Below are 18807 nucleotides of genomic sequence, written 5' to 3' on the forward strand. Positions count from 1 at the left end.
CATTTCTGCAGTCGTGGAATTATTGAGGATCAGCTTGAGTTGTCTTTAACAAAGTCAGCAAGTTGGCTGCTTTTGGTTTTACCAGCCAGAACTTGCGGCTGTAGTAATCAAACTCATGGCGGATCTTGTACGCCCAGGCACTACCCGTTTCTTGAATATGCTCATCTAAGATACGTGACAAGAACTCTTTGTGTTCTTCCATCGACTCTGTAGAAATACGGTTTAACTCGATCAGCTCATGGTTGTAATGGTCAACGAAGTCGTTGTCCAAATCAAGTACATAAGCAAAACCACCTGTCATCCCGGCACCAAAGTTGTGTCCGACTTTACCCAGTACCGTTACGATACCACCGGTCATATATTCACAGCAGTGATCGCCTGCGCCTTCAATCACAGCAAAGGCACCCGAGTTACGCACCGCGAAACGCTCACCTGCAGTTCCGGCTGCAAACAGTTTACCGCCAGTGGCACCGTATAGACAGGTGTTCCCAATAATTGCGGTATTCTGGGTCTGGAACGGCGAACCTTTTGGTGGGAAGATCGACAGACGACCACCAGCCATACCTTTACCCACGTAATCGTTGGCATCGCCTTCCAGCTTGATGTGTAAACCACCGGCATTCCAGACACCCAGCGATTGACCTGCAGTACCAGTCAGGTTCATTTTCACCGGATGGGCTTCCATACCCAGGTTGCCATAACGGCGGGCAATTTCACCGGAAATACGTGCACCGATTGAACGGTCACAGTTGCCAATGCTGTAATTAAATTCACCACCTGTACCGGCTTCAATGGCTGGCAGCATCTCGCTAACCATCTGCTCGGCCAATACACCTTTATCGAACGGCTCATTGCCCTGTACTTCACAGTACTGCGCCTTACCTTCCGCGGCAGGATGCGATTCCAGCAAGGCACTTAAATCCAGATGGGCATGCTTGTCGGTTTCACCCGGCAGGATTTCCAGCAAGTCTGTACGACCAATCAGGTCTTTCAGACTGGATACACCCAGCGCCGCCAGCCATTCACGGGTTTCTTCAGCAATAAAGGTGAAGAAGTTGATCAGCATTTGCGGCTCACCGATATAGTGTTCCTGACGCAAGTGATCCTGCTGCGTCGCCACACCGGTCGCACAGTTGTTCAGGTGGCAGATGCGCAGGTATTTACAACCTAAAGCAATCATTGGGGTAGAACCAAAACCGAAGCTTTCTGCACCGAGGATGGCCGCTTTCACCACGTCCAGACCGGTTTTTAAACCACCATCGGTTTGTACGCGAACTTTACCACGCAGGTCGTTCACACGCAGTGCCTGATGTGCTTCAGACAGACCGAGCTCCCACGGAGAACCGGCATGATGAATAGAAGAAAGTGGCGAAGCCGCTGTACCGCCATCATAACCAGAAATGGTAATGAAATCGGCATAAGCTTTCGCAACACCGGCCGCAATCGTACCGACACCTGGCTCAGAAACAAGTTTCACCGACACCATCGCCTGTGGGTTCACCTGTTTTAAATCGAAGATCAACTGTGATAAATCTTCAATCGAGTAAATGTCGTGATGCGGCGGCGGCGAAATTAAGGTTACGCCCGGTACAGAGTAACGTAAACGCGCAATGAGTCCGTTTACTTTACCGCCCGGCAACTGGCCACCTTCACCTGGTTTTGCACCTTGCGCGACTTTAATCTGGAGGACTTCTGCAGAGGTTAAATACGCAGGCGTCACACCAAAACGGCCCGATGCAATTTGTTTGATTTTCGAGTTACGGATGGTGCCGTAACGCGCTGGATCTTCACCGCCCTCACCCGAGTTCGAACGACCACCAATCGTGTTCATGGCAATCGCAATTGCTTCGTGTGCTTCAGGTGATAAGGCACCTAAAGACATCCCGGCTGAGTCGAAGCGCGGTAAAATCTCTTCAACCGATTCCACCTGTTCCAGCGGAATCGAATTGTCTGTTTTCAGTTTAAATAAATCACGAATGGTCGCGATTGGACGGTTATTCACAATCTCGGCGTATTCTTTAAAATCGGCATAATTGCCTGAACGCACCGCCTTGTGTAAGGAGTTGATCACATCCGGGTTAAAGGCATGATATTCCTTGCCAAATACGAATTTCAGCAAACCGCCCTGATCAATTGGCTTACGCGCTTTCCACGCGGTATCTGCCAGTTTTTTCTGGTCATTTTCCAGATCGACAAAAGTCGCACCCTGAATACGGCTTGGCACACCGCTAAAGCAGGTATTCACTACTTCGGCAGATAAACCAACTGCTTCAAACAGCTGACCGCCACGATACGAAGCAACGGTTGAAATACCCATTTTTGACAGGACTTTCAGCAGGCCTTTTTCAATCCCTTTACGGAAGTTCGATTGTGCATAGACTGGATCACCGAGCAATTCACCTTTAGCGACCAGATCATTGATCACATCATAGGCCAGATATGGATAGATCGCGGTTGCACCAAAACCAAGCAACACTGCAAATTGATGCGGATCACGGGCAAAACCGGTTTCCACAATCAGGTTGGCATCGGTACGCAAACCGGTATTAATCAGGTGGTGATGCACTGCCCCAGTGACCATCACCGCATTGGCCGGCAGATAGCCTTCACGGATTTTCTTGTCGGAAAGTACCAATAAGGTTTTGCCATCACGAATCGCTTGCGCAGACTGCTCGCAAATACGCGTGATTGCCGCTTCCAGACCTTCAGTTTCAGCATAGTTCAGGTCGATATCGGCAATTTCATAGCCTTTACGTCCCAAAGTGCGAATCTGGTGCATTTTCGAGTTTGACAGCACCGGGCTAGAAATGATCAGACGATCAGCATGTTCCGGCCCCTGCTCAAATACGTTTTGCTCACGACCCAGACAGGTTTCCAGCGACATCACAATCGATTCACGTAACGGGTCGATTGGCGGGTTGGTGACCTGCGCAAACTGCTGACGGAAATAATCCGATACATGACGTACCTGACGCGACAAGACGGCCATTGGGGTATCATCGCCCATCGAGCCGACCGCTTCCTGACCGCTTTCTGCAATTGGACGCAGCAACTGGTCACGCTCTTCAAAAGTGACCATAAACATTTTCTGTGCCGCTTTCAGGCCATCGCCTTTTAAGCCCTGATCACATAAATATTCTTCTAATTCCGGGCTGCCTTGAACGCGAATTGAATTTTCACGTAACCATTCACGATAAGGACGCATTTTTTTCAGATGCTGGTTCACATCACTGGTGTCCAGCACTTTGCCAGTCATGGTATCCACCACCAGAATCTGACCCGGACCGACACGGCCTTTCGACACCACATCTTCCGGTTCATAACCCCAAACCCCAATTTCAGAAGCCAAGGTGATGTAACCATTTTTGGTGATGACCCAGCGTGCCGGACGTAAACCGTTACGGTCCAACATACAGATGGCATGACGACCATCTTGAATCACCAGACCTGCCGGACCATCCCAGGCTTCCATGTGTTTCGAGTTAAATTCATAGAAGGCACGCAGGTCTGCATCCAGGGTTTCCACGTTTTGCCAGGCTGGTGGTACCAGCATACGTAGCGCACGGAACAAATCCATACCGCCACCCACCAGAATTTCCAGCATATTGTCCAGGCTGGATGAATCTGAACCGGTACGGTTCACAATTGGATTCAGCTCGGTTAAGCCCGGCAACAACGGGTTTTCAAATTTAGGGGTACGTGCCAGCGCCCAGTTACGGTTTGCAGTAATGGTGTTGATTTCACCATTGTGCGCCAGATAACGGAACGGCTGCGCCAGCGGCCAGCGTGGCAAGGTATTGGTCGAGAAACGCTGGTGGAATACCACAATATGGGACGCTAAACGCTCATTAGCCAGGTCGGTATAGAAGTCAGCAATCGCAGCTGGCATCATCAGACCTTTATAGCTGATCACAGTTGAACATAAAGTGGTCACATAGAAATACGGATCATTGCTGAGTTGCTGCTCGGCACGGCGACGCGCCAAAAATAATTTACGGTTAAATTCAACTTCAGTCACGCCAATCGGGCAGTTCACGATGACCTGTTCAAAGGCAGGCAAAGACTGCATGGCAATTGAGCCTAAGGCATCGTTATTGGTTGGCACTACACGCCAGGCAATGACTTTACAGCCTTCTGCTTCAATTTCTTTGGTCAATGTCTGTTTGGCATGCGCAGCTAAGGCCGGATCGAGGCTCAGGAAAATGGTGCCCACAGCAAACACTTCACTTAAGGTAATGTCACTTAAGCGTTTGGCTTCTTCACGGAAGAACTGTTTTGGCATGGCAAGCAATAGACCGCAACCATCGCCCGTCTTGCCATCTGCGGCAATACCACCACGGTGGGTCATACAACTCAAACTATGAATGGCGGTCTTGACGAGATCATGGCTTGCATCACCCTGCATATGGGCGATTAAACCGAAACCACAGTTATCTTTAAACTCATCCGGTTGGTATAAACCTTGAGCGGGAGCTACAGTATTAGGCGATGGCATGTGCATAGCGTACCCTTCTTTCAACGCGCCCTTGCTGGGCATTAACAATCTACTTTCTTTTGCGACCTGGTCCGACTGACTTAGCTTAAGATCCATGTTGAGCAAGTTCATTTCTCCTGGCTCTGATCTTGAGTGATCAAGATGACAAGCTGAGGAAAACCGTGACTGCCTTTACGCACTTAAATCAAGCATAAACATTTGACGATTTCGCACAATCATTGAATCTTTCTTGCTCCAAAATAGGGACATTAACTCAATTGATGCCCCAATAATGCAAAAATGATGCCAACTTTATTGTGCTATTTTTAAATGACTTAATTTGGGCAAGTTTCAGTGAGAGCGGTGCGCTTTCAGGGAAGTTTCGCTTATTTTATACGCACTGTTTTTGTGCATATCTTTATTTTTATACACCAGCCTGCGCTATTTTAGAACGGCAGTTTAATTGAAAGGATCGCTAATTTCTTGTTCTGTGGTGGTGTTCTTCGATGCTGGTGCAGATGGAGCGACACCGCTTTGTGATTTTTGCACATCCACCACGTTTCCGTCCTGATCACGGCGGGTTACGGTGGTGGTTGTGGTGGAGCGTTGCGGACTGGTTGCGCTCTGTTTTGGTGCAGCCAGCAGACTTTCATCAATTTTCGGCAGCGCAGCCGGCTTTAAAGCCACTTCATAGAGTTTATTGTTCAGGCTCACTTCCTCTGCACCCAGGTCATTCACAAACGGCAGATAGTCCATAAAGCTGGTCACCACCGGCTTGACCGATGCAGGCAATTGCAGCGCTAGCTGTTCTAAAGCGCTTTGCGCCTGACTGGTATTTTTATAATTGCCATACAGCAGCACATATTGCTCGGCGCGGTTCTCACCACTCAAGCGAATATAAAGAAAATTCTGGCGATCGGCCTGTTTTTTCAGAAAACCCTTGATAATGTCTTCTTCGCTCACGCGAAACAGTTCAATGGTCTGGTTTTTACGCTGCTCGGAGATAAATTTGGTGCCACGGAATTCGGGTTCATGCAGACCAGAAGCGGTTAAACGCTTGGTTTGTTCCAGCGGTTTGACTTCGTCGATCAAGGCACCCAAATGCGCGGTTGCCGCGACTTTTGCCGGCTGAATCTGCAATTCAACTTCTGATTCTGGGGCTTTTTCGACTTCAATCAGCTCATCACGATCGGTAAGGGCCCAGAAGACGATCGCCAGCAGCAGACACAGCGCACCACACACCAACCAGATGGAATTCTGAACACGTTGTTTGACGCTTTGTGATGCTGCTGCCATGGGATCCCTTATTTATGCTGCCTGATGCGCAAGAATAGACTGTTTCATTAATTCCGGATCAAATTCCCGGGTAATGATGGCCTGTCCCAGACGCTGCATTAACACCAGTCGCAACTGGCCATTCAGCACTTTTTTGTCATGGGCCATAAAACCGAGAAAATCATCCAACGGAATTTTAGGACATACTATCGGCAATTGGGCACGAGAAATGATTCTTTTTGTACGCTCAACATCGTCTGCGGAAATCCAGCCCATCCGATACGATAAATCGGCGGCCATCACCATGCCGGTCGCAACCGCTTCACCATGCAGCCATTCGCCATAGCCGAGATAAGACTCGATAGCATGACCAAAGGTATGGCCTAAATTCAGCAATGCGCGTTCGCCCTGCTCTTTTTCATCATTGGCGACAATACGGGCTTTGTGCGCACAAGAACGGTACACCGCTTCTGCCAGTAAAACCGGATCACGCGCCACCAAGGCATCCATGTGCTGTTCTAACCAGTTCAGAAACTCAATATCACCCAGCAGTGCATATTTAATCACTTCGGCCAGACCAGCAGACAGCTCACGATCCGGCAAGGTCTTGAGCTGTGACATATCGGCCAGCACCACTTGCGGCTGCTGGAAGGCACCAATCATGTTTTTACCTAGCGGATGGTTAATCCCGGTTTTCCCACCCACACTTGAGTCGACCTGAGACAGCAAGGTGGTCGGTACCTGAATAAAATACACGCCGCGCTGGAAACAGGCTGAGGCAAAACCGGCCATATCACCAATCACACCGCCGCCGAGTGCCAGCACGGTACAATCGCGGTTAAACCCGGCCTCTAGCAGGGCATCAAAAATCAGGTTGAGATGCTGAATATCCTTGTATTTTTCACCATCGGGCAAAATACATGTTGCTACCTGTTTACCCAGTGCTTCTATGGCAGTTTGATAGTGCTCTAAATATAAAGGCGCCACGGTACTGTTGCTCACAATCATGACCTGCTTGCCTTGAATATAAGGTTCCAGTAGCGTCTGCGGATTTAAATCACTGCCAATAAAAATCGGGTAACGGCGATCGCCGAGTTCAACATATAAGGTTTGCATGGTTTTAAAACACTATACTCAATTAAATTGATTTCTTCGCCACGATCTCATTCAGGATTTTTTGCGCCAGATCACGGGCTGCCCCCTGATTGGTTTCAATAATATGATGCGCCACCTCACGATATAATGGATCGCGTACTGCAAGCAAATCTTTCAGTTTCTGTTCAGGATTTTCAACTTGAAGGAGAGGACGGTTTTTATCGCGGTAGGTACGTTGCAGCTGGATTTCCACCGGGGTATACAGATATACCACAATACCACGCTGTTTGAGGAATTCACGGTTCGGGGCCTGGGTGACTGCACCGCCGCCGGTGGCAAGAACCAGTTGAGTACGAGAGGTCAGCTCGTCAATGACGGTGGTTTCACGGTGACGGAAACCACTTTCCCCTTCTTTTTCAAAAATCCAGGGAATGGTGGCCCCGGTACGACGCTCGATTTCATGATCGCTGTCCAGGAACTCGCGTCCGAGCAGCTCTGCCAAATGTCGCCCTACCGTGGTTTTTCCGGCCCCCATCGGCCCCACCAAATAGATATTTGGCAGGGCGTTAAACTCTTTGCTTGGCAAGGAGTCACCTATTTATTTTGTTAAATTGAAAATATATTAATGATTTCTTGAAACACTGTCATTAACAATTCGTGGTGTCACAAAAATCAGCAACTCACGTTTATTGTCCGATTTAATATCTTTACGGAATAAACGGCCTAAATACGGAATATCCCCCAGGAATGGCACTTTGGTTTGCTGATTGGCTGTCTGCTGCTCAAAAATACCGCCAAGCACGACAGTTTCACCATTATCGACCAGTACATTGGTATTGATCGAGTTTTTGTTAATGGTCAGCTGACCGGTCGGCGTTGGTGCTCCCGGACTATCACTGGTGATATTCAGGTTCATCTGTACTTTACCATCCGGGGTAATACTTGGCGTTACGTCCAGACTTAAAGTTGCATCAATAAATTCGGTGGTTGACACCGCATTGACACCACCACCTTCAGCAGACTGATACGGAATCTGCGTACCTGAAGCCACTTTGGCCTGTTGCTTATCAGCAGTCAGTACTTTCGGTGTCGAAATCACTTCACCATAACCATCAGCTTGTAGGGCAGACAGTTCTAAATCCAGCATAAAGTCAGACAGGCTGATGAGACCAAAAGCAATCCGGCTCGCACCTGGGCTGGTGACCCCCAAATCGACATTCAAGTTTTGTGGACGTTCAATTTCATAGGTATAACCACCACGCTCATCGTCAAATTCCGGCTCACGTAAATTCCACAGTGTGGTATCACTACCACCGACCAGAAGATGGTTATTATTCATGATCCCTTGTGACAGGATGCCCCACTTGACCCCCATCTCTTTGGTGAAGTCAGTGGTGGCACGCACAATACGCGCTTCAATCATCACCTGTTTCACCGATACATCCAGCAAGTCAATCATGCCGCGAATCTGGTCAATTTTTTGTGCAGTATCATTAATAATCAGGGTGTTGGTTCGTGGATCAACCGACACCGTACCACGTGGGCTGAGCAGACTACCGACGCTATCACCAAGTGGATCTGCCCCAGAACCCGAATTTGTGCCGCCTCGAGAATTGGATGCGTTTTTACCATCAGTAATCAGTTTCTCAATATCAGCAGCCTTGGCATAATTTAACTGGATATATTCGGTTTGCAGCGGCGCCAGCTTGACGCTTTGTGCAATCGCTTTGGCTTCTTCTTCTTCGGCCTTGATCAGCTCTGCGACGGGTGCAATCCAGATCACATTGCCATTACGGCGTTTATCCAGATTTTTGGTTTTTAAAATAATATCTAGTGCCTGATCCCACGGCACATCTTTGAGACGTAAGGTGATATTGCCTTGTACCGTATCGGCGGCAACCATGTTAATTCCGGTAAAATCAGCCAGTAACTGCAGCACACGACGCACTTCAATATCCTGGAAATCTAAAGAAATCTTTTTGCCGGTATAGCTTTGTGCTGCACGCGGTTTGAACGGGTTCTTATCTACCGGACGTTTCAGACTGATGGTCAGTTTATTTTCTGCCTGGTACGCCATGTATTCATAGCTTCCCGCAGACTGAATGGTAATTACCCCATTACCGCCATCATTTTGTGCATCAATGGTAGATACCGGCGTAGCAAAATCATTGACGTTTAAACGGCGTGCCAGATGTGCAGGAATTTTATTACCCAAGGTACGGACAATAATTTTACTGCCTTGCTGTTGTACATCGACCGGGGTATTGCTGCCTGCCAGGTCAATTACCACCTGACCTTCCCCTTCTGCACCACGCTGAAAGCCGATATTCGATATGCCTTGAGCCGTCTGCTGTACAGCTACTGGTGTTGCGGCTGCCTGAGTGCTGTTAATTTTAAGAATAAAAGTATTACCTTCGACACGGGTAGTAAAAGCACCCGCTTCAGCCAGATTAACCGTTAAACGTGCACGCTGGGCATCGGAACTGACATCAACCGAGCTGGCTTCCCGGGTCGCAACCGGAATGCTGGCCTGTTTTAAGCTCTGCTGGGCTTTATCAAAATCCAGCACCAAACGTGATGGCTGCTCAAGCTGATAGGCTGCAGGCTGAGGTGGCAAGCCATTGAACATGACACGAATTTCAGTACCTTGTCCTGGAATTTGCATTGGTACAATATTGGTAATGCTGACCTGCGCATTGGCCACTTGCATGACGGCCATCGCAACAGCGCCCATTGAAAACTGACGGAACAAATTGTTCATTGTAATGCCATCCCCAAAAATAAAATCTTTCACAGTATTATTCATTTTTATTCCTTTAATTTATGGCGCCGGCCCAATCAGTACTAGACTTCTTGGACGTTCAACATACCCTTCGCGACCATCTGGAATAATCTCAATTAAGTCAATTTGTGTCGGCGTAATATTGATGACCCGACCATGATTCAAGCCCATATAGCTGCCGCGCTGAATCCGTTCAATTTCCCCATCTGGAGTTTGAATCAGGGCCAGAATTTCGCTGCGTTGCCCGCGCATGCTGCCTTTCATGCTCAAGGTTTCCAGTGCATAGCTTTCTAAAGGCTGCAACTGGCGCGACAGGTTTGGATAAACCCGTTTACCCGCCATAATCTTCAGCTCGGCCGCCAGAGAACTTGGTATAAACGGACTTTTCAGCTGATGCGCTGCATAGTTAAATACAGGTGCCGGCTCAAAAGTCGGTGCCGGTTCAATCGGTAACGGCGACTGATTACGGATTTCTGCCATTTGTGCATTCACGGCATCAATACGTGAATCACAGCCTGCAGCCAGTAGGCCCAACACCAGAACCAACGAAAGTTTTTCAAATTTCATCATTGTGCTGCTCCTGTGGCTGGAGTCGTGCTATTCCCGGCCTGTGCATCGGTATTCCCGACATAGCGATAGGTCTTGGCTTTCGCGACATAGGTAATTTGCGGAATATCGGTTTTCTTTTCCTTGTTTTCACCGGCAGTGATGGTGAAATCATGCATGGTCACAATTCGCGGTAAAGCGGCTGTACCGCTCACAAAAGAACCAAAAGCATGATAATCACCAGTGGCTTCAATCGAAATTGGCTGCTCGATAAAGAACTCTTGCTTGATTTCATTTTCCAGACGGATATTTTTAAATCTTAAGCCTGAATTCACGCCCGTAACGTTGACATCTTCAACCAGACCTGGAATTTCGGTTTCTTTTGGCAACTGTTGTAGCTGCTGGTTAAAGTTGGCTTCCATTTCCTGTAACTGCGCCTGATATTGCTGCAAGTTACGCAGTTTGGAATCTTTTTCACGAAACTCATTCAGCAGATTCTGCTCTTGTGCACGCGCATTGGAAATTGCATCCAGCTTCGGCTTGATGGCCAGGAAATAGCCCAGGAAGGCAATTAAAATAATGATAAAGATCCAGATGGTCAGCTTGACGGAAAACGGCCAGCTGCCATAGTTATTCGGATCTAAGGTATTCCATTGCTGCAGGAATTTATCCAGCGTCATTTTTTTCTTTGGCGCAGCAACAGGATCCTGATTCATTTCTTCATATTGATCGAGACTCATTGTACTGCCCCCGCTGTTGCTTGAGTACCAGACGCAGGTGCTGTGCCTGGAAGTGCAATTTCATCCAAATCTGCCGTTACCACGAAGCTGCCATAGCTTTCTTCTACCCGTGGAACAACCGAACTTGGTGCCTTGTTTTTATTTTCTTCAACGGCCAAGAAAGAATTCATGAAGGCGTTACGATACCATGGCGATGCTTCCAGATTACGCAGGAACTCTGCTACCGTGTTTGGACTTTCGGCCTTGCCTTCAAAGGTAAATTTATTGCCAATACGGGCCACTTTGGTCAAATACATGCTACTTGGGGTAACGCGGACCAGCTCATCGACCAAACGTACCGCGACCGGACGCTGACTTTGCAGACCCTGAATCAGCTTCATACGCTCGACAATGGCATTACGCTGCTCTTGCAGGCCTTCCAGCGACTTTAACTGTACATCCAGATTCTGATTGGTACTGATCACCAGCTGATTGGCCTGTTCCTGATCCTGCAGTTTATGGTTGTAATAGAACCATGCCAACGTGACGGCCAGCACCCCAATTAATGCAGCCCCAATACAAACCGCAATAAATTCTTTTTTTCGTTTTTCTCTTAGCTCATCACGCCAAGGGAGTAAGTTAATTTTTGCCATTAATCAAAACTCCTCAATGCCAAGCCACATGCCACCATCAATGAAGAGGCATCGCTTTCAATTCTTTTAATATCAATTTTGGAGGAGAAACCCATCTGTAAAAACGGATTGGCAATGGTGACGCGGTAACCCAGTTTTTGCTGTAGTAGCTTGGCCAGGCCTGGAATATTGGCATTCCCACCGGCCAGCAGAATATGGTCAATTTCATTAAACTGCGATGAGGAGAAGAAGAACTGCAGCGAACGTGCCGCCTGCTGCACCACCGCCTCAAGGAATGGCTCCAACACTTCAACATCATAATCATCTGGCAAGGTACGGCTTTTCTTGGCGCGGCCGGCTTCTTCAAAGGACAGACCATAACGGTTCTGGATTTCCTGGGTCAGCTGCTTGCCACCAAAGACCTGCTCGCGGGTATAGATAATTTTATTGTCTTTGAGTACCGACAGCGTGGTCATAGTATGACCAATGTCTAACACACCAATGGTATTTACCCCCATCGGCAAGGTATCGGCGAAGACTTTAAAGGCATTTTCAATGGCAAAGCTTTCGACATCTGCCACTTTTGGGGTTAAACCGGCCAGTTCAATCGCTTCACAGCGACTCTCGACATTTTCCAGTCGTGTCGCCACCAGCAAAACATTGACCCGGTTTGGATTGGCCAGACGATCAGGCAGCACCTCAAAGTCCAGGCTAACTTCATCTAATGGGAAAGGAATATATTGCTCTGCATCCATCCGGATTTGAACTTCACGTTCGTCATCCGTCATATCGGCATCCATCTCAATGGTCTTGCTAATTACCATTGAGGTTGGAATCGCTAAAGCGGCAGCTGTTGTCGGTGTATTGGCCAAATTAAAGGCACGCTCGAGCGCATCCCCTACAGCTTCAGGATTCAGAATATTTTTCTCAACCACACTGCCCTCTGGGAGCGGTACCAAGGCGTAACTTTCCACCCAGTAACGATCATTCTTTACAGAGAGCTCCAATAACTTAACAGAAGTAGAACTAATATCTACACCTATTAACCCCTTACTCGGTTTACGATATAACCTGCGCACAATAAGTTTTTCCTATTATTTTTTTATCCCCAAAAAAAATGCCATTCACTAAGTTGCTTTGTGGTCTATATTTTTGTACGGATACAATAACTCATCTAACAATCCGTATGGGTAAAGGCTATACTGACCAGCAATTAGTTTGCCATTAGCTCTTATTAAAACTTACTTGTTATGAAAAAGCTATCTTGTTCGGGCCGTGTTCATCCATTTTTTTGCTCATAATTATTGTGTTAGTTTCCATTCCGATGGGTTTTTATGGCATGTATCTCTATATTGCCCCATCTTTGCCGGAAATGACCACTCTAAAAAAAGCGCCTCTTTTGAAGCCTTTACAAGTTTATAGCACGGATAATCAGTTAATTGCAGAGTATGGTGGCAAACTTTCTGTACCTGTCGAGTACAACCAGATTCCCGAAAAGTTTATCTATGCCTTTTTAGCGGCTGAAGATTCGGCCTTTTTCGAACATAGCGGCATCAGCTTTAAAGGCCTAGGCCGTGCGGTGAGTGAAGCGGTGACCGGTTCTAATGTGCAAACCGGTGGCTCGACCATTACCATGCAGGTGGCCAAGAACTATTATTTAAGCCCGGAACGCACTTTAAGACGCAAACTGACTGAAATTTTTCTAGCCCGAAAAATTGAACAGAACCTGTCCAAAGAAGAAATTCTGACCCTGTATGTCAATAAAATCTTTCTCGGTAAAAATGCTTACGGGATCGCGGCAGCAGCCAAAATTTACTATAACAAAAGCTTGGAAGAACTGAGTATTGCGCAAATGGCGATGATTGCTGGTCTGCCAAAAGCGCCATCACGTTACAATCCAGTGGTCAATCCGGAACGTGCCTTAGAACGTCGCAACTGGATTCTGGGCCGGATGCTGCAACTCGGTTATATCAACCAGAATGAATATCAGGGTGGGATTGCCGAGCCAATTAACCTGGATATGCCGGATCGCAGTATCAGTAATATTCACCCCTATGTTGGGGAAATGGTCCGAGCTGAACTGGTCAAAAAATTCGGCAAGCAGGCGGTTGATTCTGGTTATAAGGTTTACACCACCATTGACAGTAAACGTCAGGCTTATGCCGAACAGGCGGTGCAAAATGGTCTAGAAGCATATGACCGCCGTCATGGCTGGCGCGGTGCCGAAGCGCATGACCAGCCACTGAGTGACTTTCGTGCCTTTGCCAACACCTATCCCGCACAAGTCACCAAAGTCCTGAACAATTCTTTTGAAGCTCTGATGCAGGATGGTTCTACCGTCACTGTCCCGTGGTCTGGCATGTCCTGGGCGCGTCCCTATCGCAATGCCAATAGTGTTGGCGCAGCACCAAACCGGGCAGCTCAAATTGTCAAAGTTAACGATATTGTCCGTTTACGCCCCAACCAGAACAAAAGTTCCTGGTCACTGGTGCAAGTTCCCAAAGTTCAGGGGCAGCTGATTGCAATTAACCCAAACAATGGCGCGATTGAAGCCATTGTCGGCGGTTATAACTTTTATCAATCGACCTTTAACCGTGCCTTGCAAGGCTGGCGCCAGCCAGGCTCAATTATCAAACCCTTTGTTTATGCGATGGCGCTGGAACGCGGCATGACCCCGCATACCATGCTGAATGACAGCCCAATTACCATTGGCAAATGGTCACCACGTAACTCGGATGGCCGTTATCTGGGCATGATTCCTTTACGCCGTGCGCTGTATTTATCTCGAAATACCGTTTCAGTCCGCTTACTTCAAACCGTCGGTCTGGACCGTACCCGCCAACTATTTATGGATTTTGGCTTGCAGGAAGACCAGATTCCGCGTAACTACACCATCGCCTTAGGTACGCCACAGGTGCTGCCGGTGCAAATGGCCACCGGCTATGCCACCTTTGCCAATGGCGGTTATCGGGTACAACCGCATTTTATTCAGCGTATTGAAGATGCGTATGGCAAAACCATCTATCAGGCCAATCCTGAATATGCCTGCATTGCCTGTATCAGTGAAGATGAAAAAAATCCTGAAACAGCGGAAGTAAAAACACCAGATGATGAAGTGATTGAAGTCACCAATCAGTCGATTCAGACCGCAGATGCAGCGCCAGCCAACAAGATTGAACGCAGTCAGTATCGTCAGGCACAGCGTATTTTAAAATCCAGCTCGGCCTATGATATGGCCAATATTCTACGTGATGTGATTCAGTACGGTACCGGACGCGCTGCCCTGCGCATTGGCCGTAATGATATTGGCGGGAAAACCGGAACCACCAACGATGCTAAAGATGCCTGGTTCGCCGGCTTTAATGGCAAATTGGTGACCATTTCCTGGGTCGGTTTTGACCAGCCAACGACTTTGGGTCGTCGTGAATATGGCGGTGTCGCGGCTCTGCCGATCTGGACCGAGTTTATGGGCAAAGCCCTGCAAGGTACACCGGAAGCCTGGGTCAGTCTGGACCGTAAAGGCAACCAGCTAAGCCGCGATAGTGCCAGCAATGACAGCATGGATCAAGAATTACAGCAGCGCTATCGTTCATCACCGCCATTGGCCCGTCCGCTGTATCGTCCTGCACCGGCACCGGTCGCGCCTGCACCGCAGCATGATTTTGATGATTTGCCGGGTGAGGAAATCCTGATTCCGGATGAGGCGACTCCACCACCAATGCAGCCTCAGCCACAGCAACCGGCACAGCCGCAACAACCACCACAGCCAAATCAGCGGCAGAATTCTCGCCCTGATGCGATTGAAAACCTGATTGATGAAGTCTTATAAACGCACAACAAAAAGCCCTCAACTGAGGGCTTTTTTAGGACTAAACACTTACTTTTTCTGAAACAGATATATCTGGTATTGCGCATTCAGCAGGAACTGATCCTGCTGCTCCAGCACCTGACGGCGTTCCGGTTTGGCCTTATAGGCATACGGCGTCATCGCAATCAGATGTTTTAAATCGCTCTGATTTAAGCACATTGCTGCATCAATAACATCTTCACTGACCAACTCAAACACATCTTTTAGCTGTTCCACAAACTTCTGTGGTTCATGCACTTTAACTTCTTCAAACAAGGCTTCGCGCATCGCAAACAGATGCTGCGGTCCCGGGGTTACCACCATCAGATAAGCTTCCGGTTTCAGCACCCGCAGAATTTCCGCTTTCGGAATCGGGCTAAACAGACTGGTACACAGATCAATTGATTTATCCAAAACCGGTAAAGTTGCACCGGTTCCAACCACCCAGGTCACGTCTTTATTCAGTTTGGCGGCCACTTGCACTGCATTTTTGGCAATATCGACGCCCACACATTGCAGCACTTCAGCCTGCATGGCGTTGGTGTAATAGCCTTCCCCACAGCCAATATCGAGCAGGTTTTCAATACGCAGGCTGCGAATTTTCTCTACCACCGCCTGCTGCAGCGGCGCATAGTGTCCTGCACTTAAAAATGTCCGGCGCGCCTGTACAGACTCCGGGGTATCGCCCGGATTTTTACTGTGCTTATGTTGCACCACATGCAAATTGACATAGCCCTGTTTGGCCACATCATAACTGTGCTTGTTGTCACAGCGCCATGTTCGGTCGGTCAGGCTTAAGGGCTGACGACAGACAGGACACATCAGCAGGTTCATGTTTTTCTCCCAAGCTTGCTGCCATAAAAAAAGCCGGCAAGCGCCGACTTTTCAGTTCAATTTGCTTAGCGCAATTTTAAGGTCATTAAGCCTAAAACCACCAGCATAATTGTAATAATCCAGAAACGAATCACCACCTGGGTTTCACGCCAGCCTTTCTTTTCATAGTGATGATGCAGCGGCGCCATTAAGAACACGCGTTTATTACGCATCCGCAGTGAGCCGATTTGCAGGAAGACCGATATCGCCTCAACCACAAACACGCCACCCATAATCGCAAAGACGATTTCCTGACGCACCATCACCGCAATTGTGCCGAGCATCGCGCCTAACGATAAAGCGCCGACATCACCCATAAAGACTTGCGCCGGATGCGCGTTGTACCAGAGGAAGGCCAGACCGGCACCAATCATGGCGGCACAGATCACCACCAGTTCAGAGGCGTATTTGACATAAGGAATATGCAGATAATCGGCAAAGCGCACATCACCGGCCAGATAGGCAAATACACCTAAACCGGCCGCAACCAGTACAATTGGCATGATCGCCAGACCATCCAGACCATCAGTCAGGTTCACCGCATTGGAAGCACCATTAATCACCAGATAGGTGAAAATAATAAAGCCAATACCCAGTGGAATCATGGATAACGGAATGCTGAAATCTTTAAAGAACGGAATTAAGACATCCAGCATATCGGCGGTTTGCGCCGGGTTCGGCTGCTGTGTGGCAATATAGTACAGCGCAATACCTGCGCCCAAAGAGGCCACCGAAGTCCAGAAGAACTTCTTGCGTGCCGGTAGTCCGGCATTGTCTTTATAGCGGATTTTAATCCAGTCATCGGCCCAGCCAACCGCACCGAAGATCACCATAACCGCCAGCACAATCCAGACATAGGGGTTGGAAAGATCAGCCCAGAGCAGGGTCGAAATCCCAATCGACAGTAAAATCAGCACACCGCCCATGGTCGGAGTACCCATCTTTTTCGCATGTCCTTCTGGCGCAAACGAGCTGACTGCCTGACCGTATTTTAATGCCTGTAACTTACGAATCATCACTGGTCCAAGCAAAAGACCAATCCCGAGCGCTGTCAGGACACTCAGCAATGAACGTAATGTTAAATAACGAACCACCTGAAACGAGCTGTGATAGCCCGCAAGCTGTTCAAACAACCATAACAGCATTTAAAGTTTCTCCATCAATGCAGTCATCAACGTTTCCATATGGGTATAACGAGAACCTTTGAACAGGAAACTCATGGACTGAGGTTGATGTGTTTCGACTAGACTAATTAAAAATGGCAAGGCCTGTTCCTGATTCAAAAAGGCCTGGAGTTTTTTGCCGTATTGGGTACTGCGTGCCCCTTCCTGGCTGGCCGGAGCAAACTCGCCCACCGCCACCACAAAGTTCAGGCCTTTGAGCGACACCAGATCGCGGCCGAGCTTATAATGCTCAATTGCCGCCGATGCACCCAGCTCGCCAATATCACCGATGACCATGACCCGAATCCCCTCCTGCTGCGCCAGCACTTCACCGGCCGCCCGCATTGAGGTCGGGTTGGCATTATAGGTATCATCAATCAACAGATGCGCACCGTGCTGAATAAAATTCAGACGACCTTTGGCACCTTGGGCCTGTTCCAGTCCGGCTACAATATCATCCAGACCGATGCCAATCGCCAGCGCAAATGCCGCTGCGGCTGTGGCATTCTGGATATTGTGTTCACCAGCAAACGGTAAATCGACTGCACGCCCGCCTTGCGGGGTATGCAACTGGAAACGGGCCGATTGTGGCTGGAGTTCGATGTCGGTGGCAAACACATCCCCGCCATTACCAAAGCTGAGGCACTGTTCAGTGCGAACCGCCTGACGGATTGTGTCAGCAAAATCATCTGCGGCCGGTACAATCGAACATCCATCTGCCACAATATGCGCATAAATTTCAGATTTGGCCCGGCAGATGCCTTCACGGCCGCCGAACTCGCCCAAATGTGCGGTCCCGATATTAATAATTCCCGCTACCTGCGGCTGTACCAGCTGCGAAGTGTAATCAATTTCACCCTGATGGCTGGCCCCAAGTTCCATCACCGCATATTGATGTTCCGGACGCAGCTCCAGTAACATCATCGGTACACCTAAATCATTATTGAGGTTACCGCGGGTAATTAAGGTCGGCGCCAAGCGCGATAAAATACTGCCCAGCATTTCCTTGGTGGTGGTCTTGCCGCTGCTGCCGGTCAAGGCAATCACTTTCAGGTCGGGATATTGAGCACGACGATAAGCGCCCAAATGACCCAGCGCCAAGCGGGTATCCGGCACCACCAACTGGAAAATATCGGCATCGACCGGCTGGCTGACAATCGCTACCTGACAGCCGCTGGCTGCCACCTGTGCCACAAAATCGTGGGCATCAAAACGCTCACCTTTCAGTGCTAGAAAAGCATCGCCGGCTTCGGCATGACGGGAGTCGGTTAAAATCCGCTTAATTTCAGTGTTTGGCGCACGACCATTCAGCCAATAACCCTGGGTAGCCTGTTGTAACTGCGCTGCGCTCCACGGCGTTAGGACCGCAGTACTGGTGGTTGAAGTATGCATAAAAATTCC

12 protein-coding genes and 1 pseudogene are annotated in these 18807 nt (G+C 48.6%); 1 reads left to right on the plus strand and 12 read right to left on the minus strand.

From position 1 onward, the window contains the following. Positions 1-19: 19 nt before the first annotated feature. The 9 genes from gltB to F905_RS10475 all read right to left on the minus strand — a co-directional run bounded on the left by gltB (position 20) and on the right by F905_RS10475 (position 12602). Entirely contained in the window at positions 20-4495 is a 4476-nt protein-coding gene (gene gltB, locus F905_RS10435; RefSeq protein ID WP_155756628.1) for a glutamate synthase large subunit, read from the minus strand. A gap of 438 nt (positions 4496-4933) precedes the next feature. After that, positions 4934-5770 carry a hypothetical protein gene (locus F905_RS10440; RefSeq protein WP_005180491.1) on the minus strand — a complete coding sequence of 279 codons (837 nt, stop codon included), beginning with the start codon at positions 5768-5770 and terminating at the stop codon, positions 4934-4936. A 12-nt stretch (positions 5771-5782) separates the two neighbouring features. Beyond that, positions 5783-6865 (minus strand): 3-dehydroquinate synthase, encoded by a 1083-nt coding sequence (gene aroB / locus F905_RS10445; RefSeq protein ID WP_005180494.1) that lies wholly within the window; start codon positions 6863-6865, stop codon positions 5783-5785. A gap of 22 nt (positions 6866-6887) precedes the next feature. Continuing rightward, positions 6888-7430 (minus strand): shikimate kinase AroK, encoded by a 543-nt coding sequence (aroK, locus tag F905_RS10450; protein WP_005180498.1) that lies wholly within the window; start codon positions 7428-7430, stop codon positions 6888-6890. Positions 7431-7466: 36 nt separating this feature from the next. Next, entirely contained in the window at positions 7467-9605 is a 2139-nt protein-coding gene (locus F905_RS10455) for a type IV pilus secretin PilQ (protein ID WP_171065122.1), read from the minus strand. Positions 9606-9665: 60 nt separating this feature from the next. After that, complete coding sequence (locus F905_RS10460; RefSeq protein WP_034598246.1) at positions 9666-10193, minus strand: pilus assembly protein PilP; 528 nt, start codon at positions 10191-10193, stop codon at positions 9666-9668. Continuing rightward, entirely contained in the window at positions 10193-10912 is a 720-nt protein-coding gene (locus F905_RS10465; RefSeq protein ID WP_005180513.1) for a type IV pilus inner membrane component PilO, read from the minus strand. The genes F905_RS10460 and F905_RS10465 overlap by 1 nt, the downstream gene beginning before the upstream one ends. Beyond that, on the minus strand, positions 10909-11544 hold the full coding sequence (locus tag F905_RS10470) for a PilN domain-containing protein (protein ID WP_005180516.1): 636 nt from the start codon (positions 11542-11544) through the stop codon (positions 10909-10911). The genes F905_RS10465 and F905_RS10470 overlap by 4 nt, the downstream gene beginning before the upstream one ends. Then, complete coding sequence (locus F905_RS10475) at positions 11544-12602, minus strand: pilus assembly protein PilM (protein WP_005180518.1); 1059 nt, start codon at positions 12600-12602, stop codon at positions 11544-11546. The genes F905_RS10470 and F905_RS10475 overlap by 1 nt, the downstream gene beginning before the upstream one ends. Before the next feature lie 171 nt (positions 12603-12773). Between F905_RS10475 and ponA the strand changes: the two are divergent. Further along, positions 12774-15038: pseudogene (gene ponA, locus F905_RS10480) on the plus strand (penicillin-binding protein PBP1a); the annotation flags it as partial. A gap of 362 nt (positions 15039-15400) precedes the next feature. Here the strand turns inward: ponA and F905_RS10485 are convergent. The 3 genes from F905_RS10485 to F905_RS10495 all read right to left on the minus strand — a co-directional run bounded on the left by F905_RS10485 (position 15401) and on the right by F905_RS10495 (position 18798). Continuing rightward, complete coding sequence (locus tag F905_RS10485) at positions 15401-16204, minus strand: putative RNA methyltransferase (RefSeq protein WP_005180527.1); 804 nt, start codon at positions 16202-16204, stop codon at positions 15401-15403. A gap of 65 nt (positions 16205-16269) precedes the next feature. Then, positions 16270-17388 (minus strand): phospho-N-acetylmuramoyl-pentapeptide-transferase, encoded by a 1119-nt coding sequence (gene mraY / locus F905_RS10490; RefSeq protein ID WP_005180530.1) that lies wholly within the window; start codon positions 17386-17388, stop codon positions 16270-16272. After that, positions 17389-18798: a UDP-N-acetylmuramoyl-tripeptide--D-alanyl-D-alanine ligase gene (locus F905_RS10495; protein ID WP_005180532.1), complete on the minus strand. Its 1410-nt coding sequence runs from the start codon at positions 18796-18798 to the stop codon at positions 17389-17391. Positions 18799-18807 lie beyond the last annotated feature (9 nt).

The sequence above is a fragment of the Acinetobacter sp. CIP 53.82 genome (genome assembly GCF_000369465.1).
In the GTDB taxonomy this organism is placed as follows: Bacteria; Pseudomonadota; Gammaproteobacteria; order Pseudomonadales; family Moraxellaceae; genus Acinetobacter; species Acinetobacter indicus.